This window comes from Brevibacterium iodinum ATCC 49514 (assembly GCF_900169265.1).
Lineage (GTDB): Bacteria > Actinomycetota > Actinomycetes > Actinomycetales > Brevibacteriaceae > Brevibacterium > Brevibacterium iodinum.
The window spans coordinates 18142-36143 of record NZ_FXYX01000008.1 but is presented as its reverse complement, the minus strand read 5'-3'; the positions used below and the strand labels follow the sequence as shown (position 1 = coordinate 36143).

The 18002-nt window shown below is 65.0% G+C and carries 14 protein-coding genes and 1 tRNA gene; 5 read left to right on the top strand and 10 right to left on the bottom strand.

The genetic code is table 11. The features are described from left to right. A complete protein-coding gene (locus tag BI49514_RS07665; RefSeq protein WP_101545744.1) occupies positions 1–1209 on the bottom strand; it encodes an acetyl-CoA C-acetyltransferase in 1209 nt (402 codons plus the stop codon). 285 nt (positions 1210–1494) lie between these two features. Between BI49514_RS07665 and BI49514_RS07660 the strand changes: the two genes are divergently transcribed. Continuing rightward, entirely contained in the window at positions 1495–1899 is a 405-nt protein-coding gene (locus tag BI49514_RS07660) for a hypothetical protein (RefSeq protein WP_101545740.1), read from the top strand. A 92-nt stretch (positions 1900–1991) separates the two neighbouring features. Here the strand turns inward: BI49514_RS07660 and BI49514_RS07655 are convergent. Next, positions 1992–2064: transfer RNA gene (locus BI49514_RS07655), tRNA-Thr, on the bottom strand. 208 nt (positions 2065–2272) lie between these two features. Here BI49514_RS07655 and BI49514_RS07650 point away from each other — a divergent pair. After that, the gene (locus BI49514_RS07650; protein ID WP_101545737.1) at positions 2273–3391 is read left to right on the top strand and encodes a M20/M25/M40 family metallo-hydrolase; all 1119 of its coding nucleotides are present in this window, start codon (positions 2273–2275) and stop codon (positions 3389–3391) included. 39 nt (positions 3392–3430) lie between these two features. Here BI49514_RS07650 and BI49514_RS07645 read toward each other — a convergent pair whose 3' ends face one another. Next, complete coding sequence (locus BI49514_RS07645) at positions 3431–4588, bottom strand: DNA polymerase III subunit delta' (RefSeq protein WP_101545736.1); 1158 nt, start codon at positions 4586–4588, stop codon at positions 3431–3433. A gap of 1 nt (position 4589) precedes the next feature. Further along, positions 4590–7508 carry a dTMP kinase gene (tmk, locus tag BI49514_RS07640; RefSeq protein WP_101545890.1) on the bottom strand — a complete coding sequence of 973 codons (2919 nt, stop codon included), beginning with the start codon at positions 7506–7508 and terminating at the stop codon, positions 4590–4592. A gap of 109 nt (positions 7509–7617) precedes the next feature. Here tmk and BI49514_RS07635 point away from each other — a divergent pair, with 109 nt between their 5' ends. Together BI49514_RS07635 and BI49514_RS07630 are read left to right on the top strand one after the other, a co-directional pair. Further along, a complete protein-coding gene (locus BI49514_RS07635) occupies positions 7618–8373 on the top strand; it encodes a lipoate--protein ligase family protein (RefSeq protein WP_244195027.1) in 756 nt (251 codons plus the stop codon). Between the two features lie 93 nt (positions 8374–8466). Further along, positions 8467–8961: a GNAT family N-acetyltransferase gene (locus BI49514_RS07630; protein ID WP_101545733.1), complete on the top strand. Its 495-nt coding sequence runs from the start codon at positions 8467–8469 to the stop codon at positions 8959–8961. Positions 8962–9212: 251 nt separating this feature from the next. On the opposite strand, the gene topA is transcribed toward BI49514_RS07630, so the two are convergent. Together topA and BI49514_RS07620 are read right to left on the bottom strand one after the other, a co-directional pair. Further along, complete coding sequence (gene topA / locus BI49514_RS07625) at positions 9213–12062, bottom strand: type I DNA topoisomerase (protein WP_101545731.1); 2850 nt, start codon at positions 12060–12062, stop codon at positions 9213–9215. 168 nt (positions 12063–12230) lie between these two features. Next, positions 12231–13892: a methyltransferase gene (locus tag BI49514_RS07620; RefSeq protein ID WP_244195026.1), complete on the bottom strand. Its 1662-nt coding sequence runs from the start codon at positions 13890–13892 to the stop codon at positions 12231–12233. A 34-nt stretch (positions 13893–13926) separates the two neighbouring features. Here BI49514_RS07620 and BI49514_RS07615 point away from each other — a divergent pair, with 34 nt between their 5' ends. After that, positions 13927–16203, top strand: coding sequence for a DEAD/DEAH box helicase (locus BI49514_RS07615; protein WP_101545729.1), 2277 nt, complete (start codon positions 13927–13929; stop codon positions 16201–16203). 21 nt (positions 16204–16224) lie between these two features. Here BI49514_RS07615 and BI49514_RS07610 read toward each other — a convergent pair whose 3' ends face one another. The 4 genes from BI49514_RS07610 to BI49514_RS07595 all read right to left on the bottom strand — a co-directional run bounded on the left by BI49514_RS07610 (position 16225) and on the right by BI49514_RS07595 (position 17967). Further along, positions 16225–16542 (bottom strand): Rv3654c family TadE-like protein, encoded by a 318-nt coding sequence (locus BI49514_RS07610; protein WP_101545727.1) that lies wholly within the window; start codon positions 16540–16542, stop codon positions 16225–16227. After that, on the bottom strand, positions 16539–16925 hold the full coding sequence (locus tag BI49514_RS07605) for a TadE family protein (RefSeq protein WP_101545726.1): 387 nt from the start codon (positions 16923–16925) through the stop codon (positions 16539–16541). Before BI49514_RS07605 ends, BI49514_RS07610 begins: the two co-directional genes overlap by 4 nt. Positions 16926–16931: 6 nt before the next feature. Continuing rightward, on the bottom strand, positions 16932–17177 hold the full coding sequence (locus BI49514_RS07600) for a DUF4244 domain-containing protein (RefSeq protein ID WP_101545723.1): 246 nt from the start codon (positions 17175–17177) through the stop codon (positions 16932–16934). A 187-nt stretch (positions 17178–17364) separates the two neighbouring features. Then, positions 17365–17967: a GNAT family N-acetyltransferase gene (locus BI49514_RS07595; RefSeq protein WP_092016110.1), complete on the bottom strand. Its 603-nt coding sequence runs from the start codon at positions 17965–17967 to the stop codon at positions 17365–17367. Positions 17968–18002: the final 35 nt, after the last annotated feature.

Below are 18002 nucleotides of genomic sequence, written 5' to 3'. Positions count from 1 at the left end.
TCAGACCCTTTCGATGATCGTCGCGATGCCCATGCCTGCGCCGATGCACAGGGTGACGAGTCCACGCTTGAGGTCGCGGCGCTCGAGTTCGTCGAGGACAGTGCCCAGAATCATGGCGCCGGTGGCTCCCAGCGGGTGGCCCATGGCGATGGCTCCGCCGTTGACGTTGACCTTCTCGTGGGGGATGTTGAGATCCTTCATCCACTTGAGCACGACGGCGGCGAATGCCTCGTTGAGTTCGAACAGATCGATGTCATCGACGGTCATGCCGGCTTTGTCGAGGGCCTTCTTCGTCGCCGGAGTCGGACCGGTGAGCATGATCGTGGGTTCCGAGCCGGTGACCGCGGTGGAGACGATGCGGGCACGGGGCTTCATTCCCATCTTCTGGCCGACCTCCTCATCGCCGAGGATGGCAAGCGCTGCGCCGTCGACGATTCCGGAGGAGTTCGCGGCGGTGTGGACGTGGTCGATGGCTTCGATCCAGTGGTACTTCTGCAGAGCCACCTCGTCGAATCCGGTCTGTGCGGCGAGCTTGGCGAAGGCTGGGGGCAGCTGCGACAGCGATTCGACGGTCGAGCCGGGACGCATGTGCTCATCGCGGTCGAGCACGGTGATGCCGTTGATGTCCTTGACCGGGATGATCGAATTTTCGAAGAGGCTGTTCTCCCAGGCCGCAGCGGCGCGCTTCTGCGATTCGGCGGCGAAGGCGTCCACGTCTGCACGGGTGAAGCCCTCTGTGGTGGCGATGAGGTCGGCACCGATTCCCTGCGGGACGAAGTAGGTGTCGTAGTTCGTCGTCGGGTCCTGCGCCCACGCTCCGCCGTCGGATCCCAGCGGCACACGGGACATCGATTCGACGCCTCCGGCGAGGACGAGGTTCTCGAATCCGGAGCCGACCTTCTGGGCGGCGATGTTGACGGCTTCGAGCCCGGAGGCGCAGAAGCGGTTGACCTGAACGCCGGCGACGGACTCGTCGAGGCCGGCGGCGATCGCGGCGACACGGGCGATGTCGCTGCCCTGTTCGCCGACTGGAGAGACGACGCCGAGGACGATGTCGTCGATCTGGGAGTCGTCGAGGTCCGGATTGCGCTCGCGTACGGCGTCGATGAGGCCGGTGACGAGATCGATGGGCTTGACGCTGTGCAGCGCCCCGCCGCGGTTCTTACCGCGTGGGGTGCGCACTGCGTCATAGATGAACGCTTCGCTCATGTGTTCCTCACAGTCTGGATGGAAGACCGACCACAAGATCTGATCGATCGTTCAGTAACATTCGCACGTCCCATTGTGCCCCGGTTTCGGGTGACGAGCAACACACGCTGGTCCCGCTCGCACCATGGCGCGACGACGGATGGGAGAGGGGCGGATTGAGCCGACAGTCTCCTCCGATCTCTCGAACTGATAACAGTTCTCCGGCCGAGTCATTTCGATAACACCGGAATACAGCAGGGGTGGTTAAGATGGCTCGACTCATCATTTCTGACCCCCTGGAGAATCATGTCCTTGACCACCCCTGCCCGCACGAAGACGGGTTCGAAGCTCGTGGCACTGACCCTTGCAGTCGGCCTCCTCGCCGGCCCCATCGCCGTCGATGCACAGCCGGCCGAAGCGGCAACGAAGAAGTGCTCGGCGAAGATGTCGATCTCGAAGCCTCGCCAGTACTCGTACACCAACGTCAACGTCTCGAAGGTCGGGTCGAAGGCCAAGGTCGAGACCCTTGCCCACTACAAGACGACGAAGACGAAGAAGAAGGCCACCGCATCGAAGAAGGGCAAGGCCTCTCTGAAGTACTACATCTCCGGCGCTACCCCTGGCAAAGCTGTCAAGGTGACAGTGACGGCAAAGAAGGGCAAGACGACATGGAAGTGCTCGACGTCGTTCAAGCCCGTGAAAAAGCGCTGAGCGTCTGAGGGTCTCGCGTCCTCGGCGCAGACTCGACGAATGCAAAATGCCCCTCTGATCATCATTTGTGCTGATCAGAGGGGCTGTTGCCGAGCCGCCTGCGGGAATCGAACCCGCGACCTATTCATTACGAGTGAATCGCTCTGCCGACTGAGCTAAGGCGGCAACCGAACCAACTTTAGCCAACTTCTCTGCCAGCGGTCAAAACGGCGATCACCCTGCTGGGCGGTGAAGACAGAGAGCTTCGTCACCCCCTTACTGACGGGCGACATCCGGGCGTCTGGCCCGCCGTCGAACGGGTGCCGCACAGCAACAGTCACGCACCCGCTAACCTTGAAAGGACAGTTGGCACAAACACGAGGGTGAGACATCCATGGCAGAGTTCGACTCCGACGACTTCATGAGTGATTTCCAGGCGCTCATCGAATGCGAGTCGTTCTCCAACGACCTCTCATCTTTGGCCCGCAGCGCCCGACTCGTCTCGCGAATCGGCACCGGGATGCTCGGTGCCGCACCTCAGATCATCGAGACCGACGGCCACCCGCATGTGCTGTGGCGCTTCGGCACCGGCCCGCGCAAGGTCGTGCTCATCGGCCACCACGACACTGTCTGGCCCACCGGCACGCTCGCTGATTTTCCGTACTCGGTCAAGGACGGAGTTGTTCGCGGACCCGGTGCCGACGATATGAAGGGCGGACTGCTCATCGCGATCTACGCCTTGGCGAAGGTCCGTGCCGAACTCGGCCACCTCGATGGTGTCAGCCTCCTCATCACCGCCGATGAAGAACTCGGCTCCCCTGGTTCCCGGCAGATCATCGAAGACGAAGCACGCGGGGCGAAGGCCGCCCTCGTGTTCGAAAGCGGTGCCGCGCACGGTGCCGTCAAAATCGCTCGCAAAGGCGTGGCGATCTACCAGCTTGAAGTCACCGGTCTGGCATCGCATGCCGGAGTAGAACCGGAGAAGGGCATCAACGCCACCATCGAAGTGGCCAGCCAGGTCATCGAGATCGCTGCACTGCACAGACCCTCGGTCGGAACCTCCGTCGTCCCGACCGTGATGACCAGTGGATCGACCACGAACACCGTGCCGGCCAAAGCCGTCGTCGGCATCGACTCCAGAGCAGCATCGGCGGATGAACAGGTGCGCATCGATGACGCTCTGCGCGCGCTGACACCCACAGTGGCCGGTGCGAAGATCGAACTCAAAGGCGGAATCAACCGTGCCCCGCTCGAAGAGGACATGGCGATGGGCCTCTATGCTCGTGCCCAGCGACTGGCCGGACGACTCGGACATCCCCCGCTGCGGTCGGTCGCCGTCGGCGGCGGATCTGACGGAAACTTCACCGCCGGAGTCGGGACGCCGACCCTCGACGGACTCGGCACCGTCGGCGGAGGTTCCCACGCCCGGACCGAACACGCTCTGCAGATCTGGATTCCCCGCCGCATCGAACTCACCGCGGCACTCGTCGCAGAACTCCTCGGCGACGCCTGAGCATTCGGCCACTCCCCCGGCGCGCTCAACCGTCGGCGATCAGAGTGCGCCCGTGCGGTCCTCTTGCAGCCAGGGGTTCGACAGCAGCACGAAGGCTGCTTCGACGATGAGCACGGGCGACATGTTCGTCTGCAGGCGCTGCCGGGCCTCGGTGATCGCGTCGATGCGCAGCAAAGTGGTGTCGGGGCCGTCCCGGTTCGCCTGTTCGGCGATGAGATCGACTTCGCCGGCGTTGATCCATCCGTCTCGGATCCCCAGCTGGTACATGAGGATGTCCCGGTAGAGGCTCATGAGTTCGAGGAATATCCGGTCGAGCTCATCGTTGCGGGCTCGCACCGAACGGCGCTTCTGCTCCTCCTCGAGCCTTCTTATCTGGGCCCTGGCCGAGGGCGGAATCGTCTTCTCCCCCTCGACCCCCAACGTGGTCAGAAGCTGAGTCCGCTCGGCGGCATTGCGCTCTTCGACTCGTGACTTCGCGGTCTCGGCCGCGGCATCGACGATGCGACCGGCCAAACGGATCGTCGCCCCCACCGAGGTGAGCTTGCCGGGGATGGCCAGGATCTGTTTGCGTTCGGCATCGGCCGACTCGTTGAGCGCCAGGTATTTCGCGCGCCCGATGTGGTTTTGAGCCACCGCCGCAGCCCAGTGGGCACGATCCTCGGAGACGTTGTCACGCTGCATCAGCAGCTGTGCCACGGCCTTTCGAGAAGGAATACGCAGGCGTACCGGGCGGCACCGTGATCGGATGGTGGTGAGCACGTCGATCGGGCTCGGTGCGCACAGCAGCCACACGGTTCCCGGAGGCGGCTCTTCGATCGCTTTGAGCAGCACGTTCGCCGTGCGCTCCATCATCCGGTCGGCATCTTCGATGATGACGACACGCCATTTCGAGTTCACCGGCGACGCCTGAGCCTTGGACACGAGTTCGCGGACCTCTTCGATCGAGATCACCGACTTCTGCGTCGACATGATCGTCAGCGACTCGTGATGCCCCGACCGCACCCTGGCCGTCACGTCGTTCGATTCCGTGCCCCCGGAGATCAGGGCCGCGGCGAAGGCCCGAGCCGCGTTGGATCGCCCCGAACCGGGAGGGCCGGTGAACAGCCACGCATGGGTCATCGCCGCCGGGTTGTCCAGGGCATAGCCGAGCTGGGTGATGACGTCATCCTGGCCGACGAGTTCGTCGAAGACGCTCACTTCAGGAATCCTCCGGGTTGGTGAAGCGACGGGTTCTGCGCTCGCGCTGCCTGCGCAGACGCTCTCGAGCCTGCCGTTCGATCTCAGCTTGAGCCTGCAGCCGTTCACGGCTCATCTCCCGTGCACTGCGGACCGGCAGCACCGTGGTCTCCGCGTCCCCTGCATCGACGAAGTCCTCGATTGCGTCATCCGCACCGGCCTCGGAACTCAAATCGGCGCGGTGGACGACGCGGGTTTCGGCATTTTCGGGATCGACACGATTGACGACCCGGGTTTCCGCGTCTTCATCTGCGACGATTCGATCCGTCGGCACACCATCGGCATCATCGCTGTCATCGATGATCGCTTCGGACGTGCTCCCGTGCGCCGGCAGCACCGTAGTCGCCTCATCTTCTTCGGATCGGCGCGCGCCCTTCTGCTCAAGGAACGACGGGAGTTCCTCCTCGTCATTCTCCGATTCCCGATCCGCGGCCTCATCCGTGGGTGCCGGAGAATTGGAAGCACCGGTCGATTCCGCACTCGCCGAGGCGGTCGGGTCCTCCCGCAGATCCGCTCCGAGGTCGACGCGTTCGGTGGGCACGGCGCCGGAGATCTCGGCTTCGGCGTCGGTGACGGCAGAGGGAACGAAGCGATCGCCGGAGGCGGGGACGAAACGCGGTCCACGTTCGTGCATCTCGTCTTCGCCGCTCGTATCGCCTACGTCGGTGTCGTCCGCGTCTGTGTCATCCTCGGCGGAGCCGTCTGCCGTGTTGCGGCTGTCGACAGAGTCGTCCTCGGTCTCACGGGCACCGACCACTTCTGCGGAGGAGTCGGAAGAGGGTGTTTCGTCTTTGTCGTCGTCTGACTCCACCGACTCGACCACGCCGTCGTCCGCTACGGTTCCGGCGGCCACGGCAGCGATCGGTACGGAGCTGCGTTCCGGGCCGCTGCCGGACTCAGCATTCGACGTTGCGGCGGGGGCCGCCTCGGTGCCGGTGTCGCGTTTGACCAGGGTCTGCGGAAGCCGAGCGCGGATTGCTGCGAGGATCTGCTCGGTCAGCTCATCGGCGTCGACCGAGGCGTCGAGGACGACGTAGCGGTCGAGTTCCTTGTGCGCACGGGACAAGTAGGTCTGGCGCACTCGCTGGTGGAACTGCTGGTTCTCCTCGTCGAGGTAGTTGCTGTCGCCGCGTTTGCCCATCCGCTCGGCGGCGACCTCGGGTTCGATGTCGAGGACGATCGTCAGGTTGGGCACGAGCCCCTGGGTGGCCCAGTGGCTCAGCGCGAGGATCGTCTTCTCGTCGAAGCTCCGACCGGCTGCCTGGTAGGCGATCGTCGAATCGATGTACCGGTCGGTGATGACGATGTTTCCGGCATCGAGGCTGGGGTCGACCAGGGATGCCACATGGTGGGCACGATCAGCGGCGAAGAGCAGGGCTTCGGTGCGCGGGCTCGGCGGGTCGGAGTCGAAGAGAACAGAACGGATCTTCGTGCCCAGTTCGGTGCCGCCGGGTTCGCGAGTGGCCTCCACGTGATAGCCGTCATCGGCCAGAGCCGCGGAGATGCGTTTGATCTGTGTGGTCTTGCCGGAACCATCTCCGCCTTCGATGGCGATGAAGAATCCGGCGCCGAGGCGCTCGGCCGAGTTCCCGAGTCCGCCGGCCGCAGTCTCCGGCTGGGTGGGCGGGCGGAATCCGTGGACGATGTCGACGGACAGGCCCTGCAGTCTGTGCGGGTCGAAGGTGAAGAGTCCAATGACTCCGGCGATGACGGCGGCGATGCCGAAGATGAGGAACGCCACGTCGCTGGGAGCCAGGATCCAGTCGGGGCTCGAGCCGACTTCGACCGTGCCGCCGAGGTCGAGTGCGTTGATCACCAACGCCAGTCCGGCACCGGCGACGGCACCGTAGCGGCGGGAGAAGTCATAGGGCTGAGCGCGCACGCCGATGCCGACGAGGAACGCGATCGCGGCCGAGAGCACGACCTTGCCGGAGAGTTCGTTGATGGCGCCGGTGGCCAGCAGCAGCACACCGGAGACGAGCAGCGCGAAAGTGGACACACGCGGACGGGACATCCCGGGAGCGAAGGTCGGCCCCATCTCGAATCCGATGGCCCATCCGACGAGGCAGCAGGCGATGATGACCGCGAACCCGGCCTGACCATAGCCGTGGCCGATCGCCGTCGGCTGAGCGAGCATGAAGGTGGCGCCGAGGACGGCGAAGAGGCCGATGCACACCCACGGGTTCGCAATCGACTCTGCCGGACGGGCGACCCGGGCCTTGAGTTCGGGGAACTGCCCGGTCGTCGCGGACTCCGCGTGCAGAACCCGTTCGGGGGTCAGGAAGATGATCACGGAACCGGCAGCCATGCCGATGCCCACCAGCAGAGACACCCATCCGAGCGCTTGGGTTCCGGCTGCGGAGCCGCCGAGGATCTGGAAGGCGCAGGAGACGAAGACGAGAACGGCCGCGGGAATGCCGACGCGGCGCCACGGCTTCTCGTGTCTGAACGGGTTGATGCTCATGAGCAGACCCACCACGGCGCCGAGGAACAGGGCCGCGACCCACGTCAGCCAGGCACTGGGAGCCAGACTGAGGACGACGAGAAGTGCGGCTTCGACGATCGCTGAGATGCTCAGAGCTGTCTTGCGCACCGCCGGCGGTCGGGAGGCGAAGATCTTTGCGGGAATGAAGAGACCGGCGCAGGAGAGGGCGAAGACGATGAGCAGCGACAGACTGCCCATCTGATTGTCGAAGCCTCCGGCGCTGAGAGATTCCCCCATGGCGGTGAAGGCGCGACCACCCACCGTCGCGACGAGTCCGCTGGTTCCTGCCACGACATAGCTGATCGCGACAAGAACGATCAGGGCACCCCAGGCGGCGGTCTCGGTGACCAGGCGGCCGGGGGCTCCGGGCAGTCGGTGTCCTGTAGTCGTCAACATGCTCACAGCCCTACACTATCTGGCCGAACTGACATATCTCTTGGAAACGAGTGCGATCTGCGACAACCCGAGCCCGACCGGGGCCTGCCGATCCTCTACCCTTGGACTCGTGCACACAGACTCACTGGCGATGACCACGGTGGCGGCGGAAGGCTTGGGCCCCGTGGAGGAACTCGCATTCGCCCGCGTCCTCCTCGATTCGGTCAAGGCCGGACGCCGCGGGGCGACCCTGCGGATGTACCGACCGGCCCCGACCTTGGCGTTCGGTGCCAGGGATCGTTTCCTGCCCGGGTTCGCCGCCGCCATCGATGCGGCCCGGGACCACGGATTCACACCTGCGCTGCGCAGCCTCGGCGGGCGTGCGGCCGCGTACCATCCGGGTTCGCTGGTCATCGATCACATCGAACCGAGTGATTCATTCATCACCAACACCAACGCACGGTTCACCGGTTTCGGCCAGGACTATGTCGAGGTGCTGCGCGGGCTGGGCATCGATGCCCGCCTCGGCGAGATTGTCGGCGAATACTGTCCCGGCGAACACAGTGTCAACGTGGCCGGGCGGATCAAAGCGATCGGCACCGCCCAGCGCGTGGTCTCCGGTGCCTGGCTGTTCTCGTCGTCCGTCGTCGTCGAGGACCCGGATCCGATCCGCGCGGTACTCACCGATGTCGAAGCCGCTCTCGGAATCGACTGGGATCCGTCCACGGGCGGATCGATCAGCGAGGTCCATCCGGCGGTGACGATCGATTCCGTCGCCGAGGCGTTCGCCGCCTACTACGCCGACGCGAATCCGGATTCGCCCCTGTCCCCCACCGCCGAGGAGCTGGCCGAAGTAGCCGCCCACGCGGACAAGCACCGGCTGTAAGGTCGGCAAAAGCTGTGGCCGCCACAGGCCGGGACAGCGCGCGAACCGCGGAGACTGAATTCCTTTGACCGAACGACTTTGGGAGCACACACCTTGACCGTCACCATTCGTGAAGCAGAACGCTCTGATCTGCCCGAGATCCTGCGGCTTGTCCGCGCGCTGGCTGTCTATGAGAAGGAACCGGATGCGGTGGAGGCCACCGAGGCGGATTTCGCGGCAGTGATGTTCCCCGACGATGGTCATGCGAACACGTTCGGTCTCGTGGCCGAGGCGGGCGGCGAGGTCATCGGCATCGCGATCTGGTTCCATTCGTTCTCGACCTGGACCGGCAGGAACGGCATCTGGCTCGAGGACCTCTTCGTCTTGCCCGAACATCGCGGCTCGGGAGCCGGAAAGGCGCTGCTCGGCCGGTTGGCGCAGATCTGCCAGGAGCGCGGACTGACGCGGCTCGAATGGTGCGTGCTCAAATGGAACACCCCGTCCATCGGGTTCTACGAATCGCTGGGTGCGAAGCCGCAGGACGAGTGGGAGACTTACCGTCTTGACGGTCAGGCGCTCACCGACTTCGCAGATTCGTCGCGCGGCTGACCTCGCCCCTGAGGCACTGCTGGCCTCGACCCAGAAGCACTGGAGTACGTGGCCGGTATCGGCAATCGGCAATTGTTGGGTCGATCCCCGGTGTTTTCGACGTCGAGATCACCGTGGATCGACCCAACAATCACGGGCCACGGGGTATCACTGGCCACAGGACAAGAAGCGTCTTCCGCCACCTGTCTGGACCATCAGGCAGGTGGCGAAAGCAGTGACAGGTGAACGCCGCGGACTCGGCGGACGTCGACTCAGGGAGTCTTCGGTTTGGCCGTGTTCGTCTTCTTCGCCGCTGTCGTCTTGGACGCCGTGGACTTCGACGCAGTCGTCTTGGCTGCCGTCGTCTTCTTCGCTGCGGTGGACTTCGACGCTGTTGATTTCGACGCGGTGGTCTTCTTCGCGGCTGTCGTCTTGGCTGCCGTCGTCTTCTTCGCAGTCGTCTTCTTGGCGGGGGCCTTCTTCGCCGGAGCTTTCTTCTTCGCCGGTCCCTTCGCGCGCTTCTCAGCGAGCAGAGTCGCGGCGCGTTCGAGCGTCACGGCTTCGACGGAGTCGTCCTTGCGCAGGGTCGCGTTCGTCTCACCGTCGGTGACATACGGGCCGAAGCGACCGTCCTTGACGACGACGGGCTTCTTCGTCTCCGGGTCCTCGCCGAGTTCCTTCAGCGGTGCCGCGGCACGTCGGCCGCCGCGCTGCTTCGGCTCGGAGTAGATCTTCAGCGCCTCCTCGAGGGTGATGTTGAAGATCTGCTCCTCATCGGTCAGGGAGCGGGAGTCGGTTCCCTTCTTCAGGTACGGCCCGTAGCGGCCGTTCTGTGCGGTGATGTCCGTGCCCTCTTCGTCCTGACCGACCACGCGCGGCAAGCTGAGCAGCTTGAGCGCGGTTTCGAGGTCGATGGAGTTCAGATCCATCGATTTGAACAGGGAACCGGTGCGCGGCTTCGGCTTCTTCGCGCCCCGCTTCGGCTTCTCTTCGGGCTCGGGCAGCACCTCGGAGACATACGGTCCGAAACGACCGTTCTTCGCCACGATGGTGTGTCCGGTCTCCGGGTCGACGCCGAGCTCGCGGTCGCCGTCGCCCTGGGATTCGATGAGTTCGGCCGCCTTCGCCGCGGTCAGTTCATCGGGTGCCAGATCGTCGGGGACGGAGACCCGCTTCGGGTCCTCTCCGTCCTTCTCCGCAGCAACCTCGAGGTAGGGGCCGTAGCGGCCCACTCGCAGGTTCACACCCTCGCTGATGGCGACGGTGTTGACCTCGCGGGCATCGATATCGCCGAGGTCGTCGACGATCGCCTTGAGACCTTCACGGCCCTGGTCCTTGTCACCGAAGTAGAAGCCGGCCAACCAGTCGTTGCGATCCTCGTCGCCCATCGCGATCCGGTCGAGTTCGGATTCGAGGTCAGCGGTGAACGCATAGTCGACCAGACCGGTGAAGTGCTCTTCGAGCAGGCGGACGACGGAGAACGCCAACCAGCTGGGCACCAACGCATTGCCGCGAGTGGTCACATAGCCGCGGTCCTGGATGACGGAGATCGTCGCAGCATAGGTCGAGGGTCGGCCGATGCCGAGCTCTTCGAGCTGCTTGACCAGGCTGGCTTCGGTGAAGCGCGGCGGCGGAGCGGTGGTGTGGCCGTCGGCTTCGGCCTTGACGACCGACAGCGACTGGCCCTCTTCGACCTGCGGCAGTCGCGACTCTCCGGACTTCGTGTCGTAGCGCGAAGCGTCCTGACCTTCTTCATAGGCGGCGAGGAATCCGCGGAAGGTGATGACGGTGCCGCTGGCGCTGAAACCGGCCTCGTGGCCGTCGGCGAGGGCAGCGCTGACCTTGATGGTCGCGGTCTTGCCCTTCGCGTCGGCCATCTGGCTGGCGACGGTGCGCTTCCAGATGAGGTCGTAGAGACGGAACTCGTCGCCGTTCAGCTGCTTGGACACCTGTGCCGGGGTGCGGAAGGAGTCACCGGCGGGGCGGATCGCCTCGTGGGCCTCCTGAGCCGATTTCTGCTTGCTCGCGTACTGGCGCGGCGACTGCGGAACGAATTCGGGACCGTAGAGTTCGGTCACCTGCTTGCGGGCGGCGGCGATGGCCTGCCCCGACAGCGCCGAGGAGTCGGTACGCATATAGGTGATGTAGCCGTGCTCGTACAGCGACTGCGCGGTGCGCATGGCCTGACGAGCGCTCATGCGCAGTTTGCGACCGGCTTCCTGTTGCAGGGTCGAGGTCGTGAACGGTGCGGCCGGGCGGCGGGAGTAGGGCTTCGACTCCACCGCGGTCACCGTCAGCGCATCCTTGGCGCTGCCGTTAAGCTCTGTGGCCAACGACTCCGCTCGTGCCTGGTCGACGATCGTCGCCGAGGTGTTCTTCAGCTCGCCCTTGTCGTTGAAGTCACGGCCGCTGGCCACCCGCGATCCGTCGAGGGTGGTGAGGTTCGCGGCGAACGGGCTGGTCCCGTCCGGCAGACCGAGATCGATGTCGAGGTCCCAGTAGTCTGCAGGCACGAAGGCCATGCGTTCGCGTTCGCGTTCGACGACGAGCCGGGTGGCAACCGACTGGACACGTCCGGCCGAGAGCCCGGCGCGGATCTTGCGCCACAGCACGGGTGAGACCTCGTAGCCGTAGAGACGGTCGAGGATGCGGCGGGTCTCCTGCGCGTCGACGAGCGAAGCGTCGATATCGCGCGTGTTCTCCAGGGCCCGTTCGATCGCCTCAGGCGTGATCTCGTGGAAGACCATGCGCTTGACCGGAATCTTCGGTTTGAGGACTTCGAGCAGATGCCAGGCGATGGCCTCTCCCTCGCGGTCCTCATCCGTTGCCAGATAGAGCTCGTCGGCGTCCTTGAGCAGACGCTTGAGTTCGGTGACCTTCTTCTTCTTGCCCGGATCGATCCGATAGTAGGGATCGAAGTTGTTGTCGACGTCGACAGCGAACTTTCCGTACGGCCCCTTCTTCATGTCGGCGGGCAGCTCCGAAGGGGTGGGCAGGTCGCGGATATGACCGACGGAGGCCTCGACGTCATAACCGTCGCCGAGGTATCCCACAATCGTTCGCGCCTTCGTCGGAGACTCGACGATGACGAGGCGACGGGGCTTCTTCTCGGTTGTGGTCACGCTTTCACATTCCTCTCACGGCATCAGCTGCCCGCTGCAACGGACGATCCGGCCCAATGTAACACTGTTGAACGGACACGTTCCTCATCGGCACTTGCGGCCCGGATGCTGCCCGGATCTCGTCCGATCTCGGCTCGGACACGGGGTCAACGGTTTCCGATCCTATCCCTATTCCGCCGACGTCCCAGTCGCCGAGCTCCCGAAATCACCGCTGTCGGGCAGCAGTGCACCCGCCGCGCACAGGGCTCTGACCTGCGCGACGAGCTGGTCTTCCAGTGCCGTGGGATCGACCTCGAGAAGCTGGGCCAAGGCCCCGGCCGTCTGTCGCAGGGTCAGCGACCCATCCGCGACGGACACGAATCCGGCCAGTGCAGTATCGAGGTCGAAGACCTGCCCGAAGCCGATCCCCTGTTCCAAGGTGATCGAATTGGGTTCCGGCGCTCCGGGAACGTAGTGGCGATGTTCGACGAGGTCGGGTGAGCGGGTGAAAGCGGTCGCGGCGATTTCCTCCGGTCCCGCCGCTGCCAGCCACGACCGGATCGCGATGATCGTGGTGAGGAACTCTGCGAGTCCGTGCGGATTGTTCGCCGGCGCCGAGGTGACTCTGACCCGGGTCTTGAATACTCCCTCGGCCGTCCCCGACGGTCCGCGGTCGACGTCCGAGGCGGCGTCGCCGACCGCGGCATCTCCGGTATCAATCGTTGGCACATCGTTATCGGACTTCGCCATCAGCACGTACCCGAAGACGACTTCGTCCACAGCTCTGGTGGCGAAGTCGTCGAGCCAAGCGGCGACTGCGTCGTTCCAGGCGGTGCTGGCACGAACGATCCCGCCGTCGCGGATCCACGTCTCCGCATAGGCGATGGGGTCGAGAGCCTCCCGTTCGATGACGAATACGGACGTGTCGTCATCGTCGACCCAGGTCTCCGGTCCTTCATCCTTCCCCGAGGCGGCTTCCCAGTTTCCGAGGCAGACGCTGCGTCCGCCCGGGGTGAGGTTCTCGGGGATCCGGGTGAAGAGCTCCCGAACGAGTCCGTCCCCGGTCATTCCGCCGTCTCGGTATTCGAAGGTGGTGTCCGTGCTGCGCGGGGTGATGACGAACGGCGGATTCGACACGAGCAGATCCACGGGTTCGTTCAATGGTTCGAGAAGCGAGCCGTGCCGGAATTCGATCGTCGTCACGCCGTTGAGTCCGGCCGAGAGTTCGGCCAGACGCAGGGCTCGGTGGGAGATGTCGGTGGCGATGACTCGGTCGCTGTGACGGGCCAGCAGCAATGCTTGGATTCCGCAGCCGGTGCCGATGTCGGCGGCCACACCGACGTGGTCGCGCGGGGTGATCGACACCAGTGTCCGGCCGGCTCCGCCGAGTCCGAGCACGAACTCTCCGTCGAGGACATCCGGTGTGGTCAGGGTGCCGTGGTCGGCCACGAGGTAGAGGTTCTCGTCCCCGGGACGGAAGCCGCGGGGAACACCGACGGGAAGTTCATAGGGGGTCAGGGCGAAGGGTGCGGTCACCTCGTCGTCGTCCACGGTGATCAGCCCCGCATCGGTGGCGGTGTCGAAGGACTCCCCCAGCAGGGCTCGGGCCTGGGCGACCGGGACTGTGCGGTGGAAGTGGAAGAGCAGCGCTGCGCTGGCCATGGCCCGGTCGGCGGCCGTCGACGACGACTGGTCCGCCAGCGTCCGGGCGCAGTGGTGGATGGCGGGTGCGGCGTTGTTGCGCAGCAGCGCCTCCGAGGTCGGACCACCCCAGAACTGGCGCAGCCGTGGTTCGGTGTATCCGGAACGGTAGAGGGTCTCGCCCAGGTGGGCCAACGGCAGATCAGTCACAGAAGAATCCTAGCGACTGCGCCATAATTGACTCATGGCCTCCTCTGCTCTTCTCGACATCGTCACCGGTTTCGGTGCCCGGGATGAGCGGATCGTCCATGTCCGCGATATCCCGCAGCGTTTCGAACGGGATGCCGAGTGGCCGGACTGGATCGACGAGGAACTCAAGCACGCATGTCATTCCATCGGCGTCGACGCTCTGTGGCAGCACCAGCTCGAGGCGGCGCAGACGGCCAGGGACGGTTCCGATGTCGTCATCGCCACCCCCACCGCATCGGGCAAGTCGTTGGGATTCTGGCTGCCGGTGCTCGAAGCGATCCAATCGACTCGCGGAAAGCTGCGCACCGCCTCGGCGATCTACATCGCTCCGACAAAGGCGCTGGCCGCCGATCAGCTGGCCAAACTCGAACGATTCGTCATCCAGGGCATGCGCCCGGCCAGCTATGACGGGGACACTTCGCAGGTCTCGAAGGACTGGGCGAGACGGCATGCGAACATCATCTTCACCAACCCGGACATGCTCCACCGCAGCATTCTGCCCCAGCACGAGCGCTTCGCCCGAATGTTCAAGAACCTGCGCTTCATCGTCATCGATGAGGCCCACCGCTACCGCGGAGTGTTCGGCTCCCACGTCGCACTCATCCTGCGCCGCCTGCTGCGCATCGCCGCCCACTACGGAGCGGCCCCGGTCGTCATCGGAGCCTCGGCGACGATGGCGGACCCGGACGTGGCCTTTGCGAAGCTGACCGGGCGGCCCGCACACGCGGTGACCGAGGACTCGTCCCCACGCGCGGCCGGCAGCTTCGCCTTGTGGGAGCCTCCTGTGTCACCGGGCGGGGACCGGCGCAGCGGTCTGGTCGAGGCCGCCGATGTCATCACCGATTCGATGTGCGCAGGTTTTCGATCGATCACGTTCATCGCCTCACGCCGAGGCACCGAAGCCCTGGCGCAGACGGTCCGAGACCAGGTGGGTCAGGTGGATGAGACCCTGACCGGCAAGGTCGCGGCATACCGGGGCGGGTATCTGGCCGAAGAGCGCAGGATGCTCGAGACGGCTCTGCGGTCGGGTCAGCTGCTGGCCGTGGCGTCGACGAATGCTCTGGAGTTGGGCATCGACATCTCCGGACTCGACCTCGTCATCATCTCCGGCTGGCCGGGAACCCTGGCCTCCTTGTGGCAGCAGGCAGGCCGCGCGGGCAGAGCCGGGCAGCGGTGGATGGCGGTGTTCATCGCCCGCGATGATCCGCTCGATACCTTCGTCGTCCATCACCCCGAAGTCATCTTCGACTCCCCCGTCGACGCCGGCGTCATCCATCCGGGCAATCCGCACGTGCTCTCCGGTCACCTGTGTGCGGCCGCCGCCGAGGTGCCGCTGAAGTCAGCCGACCTCGTGCACTTCCCGGACGATTCGTCCGAAGTCATCGACGATCTCGTGGAACGGAAGATGCTGCGGGCACGGCCGACCGGATGGTTCTGGGCAAAAGACCAACCGGCGACCGACCTGTCCGATATCCGCGGTTCCGGCGGCGGTCAATTCAGCCTGGTCGAAGCGAGCACCGGCACTCTGCTGGGCACGGTCGACGAATCAGGTGCACATACGGGAGCCCATCCGGGCGCTGTGTACACGCATCAGGGAATCGACTTCACCGTCCTCGATCTCGACCTCGAGGACCGGATCGTCGCCGTCGAACGCGCCCAGGTCGACTATACGACCCAACCGCGCTCGCAGACGGAGATCTCGATCGTCGACACCGATGCGCAGCGGGTTCTGCCCTCCGGGGTGGCTGTGTGCAGCGGCACCGTCGACGTCAAGGATCAGGTCGTCGCCTATCGGATGCGGGCCAAGCGCGGTGGAGCGATCATCGCCGAACACGAGCTCGACCTGCCGGAGCGCACGCTGCGAACGAAGGCCGTGTGGTGGACGATTCCGCAGAGCGTTCTCGACGAGGCCGAAGTCGTCTCCGGAGACCTGCCCGGAGCCGTTCATGCCGCCGAGCATGCCTCGATCGGTCTGCTGCCTCTCTTCGCCGGCTGTGACCGCTGGGATATCGGCGGAGTGTCGACGGCGCTGCATGCCGACACCGGACTGGCGACGGTGTTCGTCTATGACGGTCTGGCTGGTGGTGCCGGTTTCGCCGAGCGCGGCAGCGAGGTCATCGAAGACTGGCTGGGGGCGACCAGGGACGCCATCGCCGCATGTGAGTGCGTCGACGGCTGTCCGTCGTGTGTGCAGTCGCCGAAGTGCGGCAACGGCAACGAACCGTTGGAGAAGGACGCTGCGCTGCGGCTGCTGCGCACCGTGCTCAGGTAGCGGCTGCCCTGGTGGTGAGTTTCATTTCCCGGCGACGGCCTCCTCTCTGACCTTCGGCAGAGGCCCCGGGATGTCGACTTCGACGACGACATAGGCCGATTGCTCACTCAATGAGGCACGGCAGTCCTTGAGGTGACCGCCGTTGCGAATCGCGACCTCCTTCGCCGTCTCACACGGTTCCCCTGTGGCCAGTCCGCGCACGGCGTCTGCGGCGGCGAGCGCCGCCAGATCCGCGGCGCTCTGTGCCCGACTGTGGGCGACGAAGGCCTGGCCGAGGCTGCCGATGGCGGTGACGAGGACGAGCACGATCGAGCAGAGTCCCACGACGATGTTCGTCATGACGGTCCTCCTCTGTCCCCTTCGAATCGAGCAGTGGCATTCGCGTCGACGGTGTCGAGGAAGAAGATCGCGGCCGGCAGTTCGATCGTAACCGTGACGACCGAGTATCCGCCGTCGGCTCGAACGCGGACCGAGGATGAGTCACCGGCGTGCCTCTTCGCTTCGGACACGACGGCGGCCTGTGGTTCGCCGCGGGCGATCTCACGGGCCGCGGACCGTGCCGCGTCGAAGGCTCGCAGCTGGGAGAACCCGACAGCGGCGGCTCCCGCGAGCAGCACGATGAGAAGAACGACCGCCGGCATGACGACGGCGAATTCCGCCGTCGCCGTTCCCGCATCCCGATCCCATCCTCGCTGCCGCTGACGGGAGCGTCCGCGTGCCATGACGGTTCAGCTTCCCAGGCCGAGCGCCGAGGAGATGACCCCCGTGATGAGTTCCTTGATCGGTTCGGATTTGAGGACCACGACGAGCAGTGCGGCGAATCCGCACGCAGCCAGAGTGGTGATCGCATATTCGGCTGTGGTCGCTCCGGCGTCGGGTTCCCAGAACTGTTCGATCTCGCTGTGGTCCTCGAGCGGTTCTACGTGCCCGGTGGGCGGGTCCTCGATCTCCGGGGACGGTGATGTGGTGGCCATGCTCTCCTCCTTGGCTGAAACCCCGTTCGCACTCTGCGAGCGGACCTTCAGCCTGGGAGTCGGCATGCTGCCGTGTCCAGGGCCGGATTCGCGCCTGTGGAAACGGGTTCTGCATCCACAGGCTCAAGTTGTGTGAGTGGAGGCGCCGCCCACAGGAAACGGCGTGCGAGTCAGTGGCGGGGGCGCCTCAGCTGTTGCCGGCCCAGTCGTCTCTGAGGATGGCCATGATGACTTCGTCGTGGCGCCGGCCGTTGAAGAATACGGCTTCTCGTCGACGGCCTTCTTCGACGAATCCGGCTTTCGTATAGGAGGCGATTCCACGGGTGTTGAACGCCCAGGTCTGCAGCTCGATGCGGTTGAGTCCCAATTGGAGGAACCCGTATTTCACGGCCAGTCGCACGGCGTCCGAGCCGTATCCGCGGCCGTGGAATTCAGGGCCGAGGACGATCGCCAGAGTGGCGGACTGGTTGATGGGATTGCGTCCGTAGAGGGTGACATGGCCGACGAACTCTTCGGTTTCGGTCAGTTCGATGCTGAAGCCGACTGCTTCGCTCGAGGTGTTCGCGCTCCACTGCGAGAACTGCTCGGACACACCCCCTTCGGGCCGCGGCAGAACCGTGTGATTCTGCAGGACCACGATCGAGGGATCGAACCACCACTGTTCGAGGTACGGCAGATCATCCTCCCTCAGCGGCCGCAGACGCACGGATCGACCGACGAAGAGATTCTCGGCGTAGTCCTCGGCTTGTTCGACATTGGACAGCTGATTGAAAGGTGTGACCGGTGCCATGTCCCGAGCCTATCGGTCGAGTCTGAAAACCCGGT

Excerpts from the sequence above, each read along its gene's own strand:
- BI49514_RS07665 (WP_101545744.1), bottom strand. The coding sequence starts at position 1,209 with ATGAGCGAAGCGTTCATCTATGACGCAGTGCGCACCCCACGCGGTAAG.
- BI49514_RS07660 (WP_101545740.1), top strand. The coding sequence starts at position 1,495 with ATGTCCTTGACCACCCCTGCCCGCACGAAGACGGGTTCGAAGCTCGTG.
- BI49514_RS07650 (WP_101545737.1), top strand. The coding sequence starts at position 2,273 with ATGGCAGAGTTCGACTCCGACGACTTCATGAGTGATTTCCAGGCGCTC.
- tmk (WP_101545890.1), bottom strand. The coding sequence starts at position 7,508 with ATGTTGACGACTACAGGACACCGACTGCCCGGAGCCCCCGGCCGCCTG.
- BI49514_RS07615 (WP_101545729.1), top strand. The coding sequence starts at position 13,927 with ATGGCCTCCTCTGCTCTTCTCGACATCGTCACCGGTTTCGGTGCCCGG.
- BI49514_RS07610 (WP_101545727.1), bottom strand. The coding sequence starts at position 16,542 with ATGACGAACATCGTCGTGGGACTCTGCTCGATCGTGCTCGTCCTCGTC.
- BI49514_RS07605 (WP_101545726.1), bottom strand. The coding sequence starts at position 16,925 with ATGGCACGCGGACGCTCCCGTCAGCGGCAGCGAGGATGGGATCGGGAT.
- BI49514_RS07600 (WP_101545723.1), bottom strand. The coding sequence starts at position 17,177 with ATGGCCACCACATCACCGTCCCCGGAGATCGAGGACCCGCCCACCGGG.
- BI49514_RS07595 (WP_092016110.1), bottom strand. The coding sequence starts at position 17,967 with ATGGCACCGGTCACACCTTTCAATCAGCTGTCCAATGTCGAACAAGCC.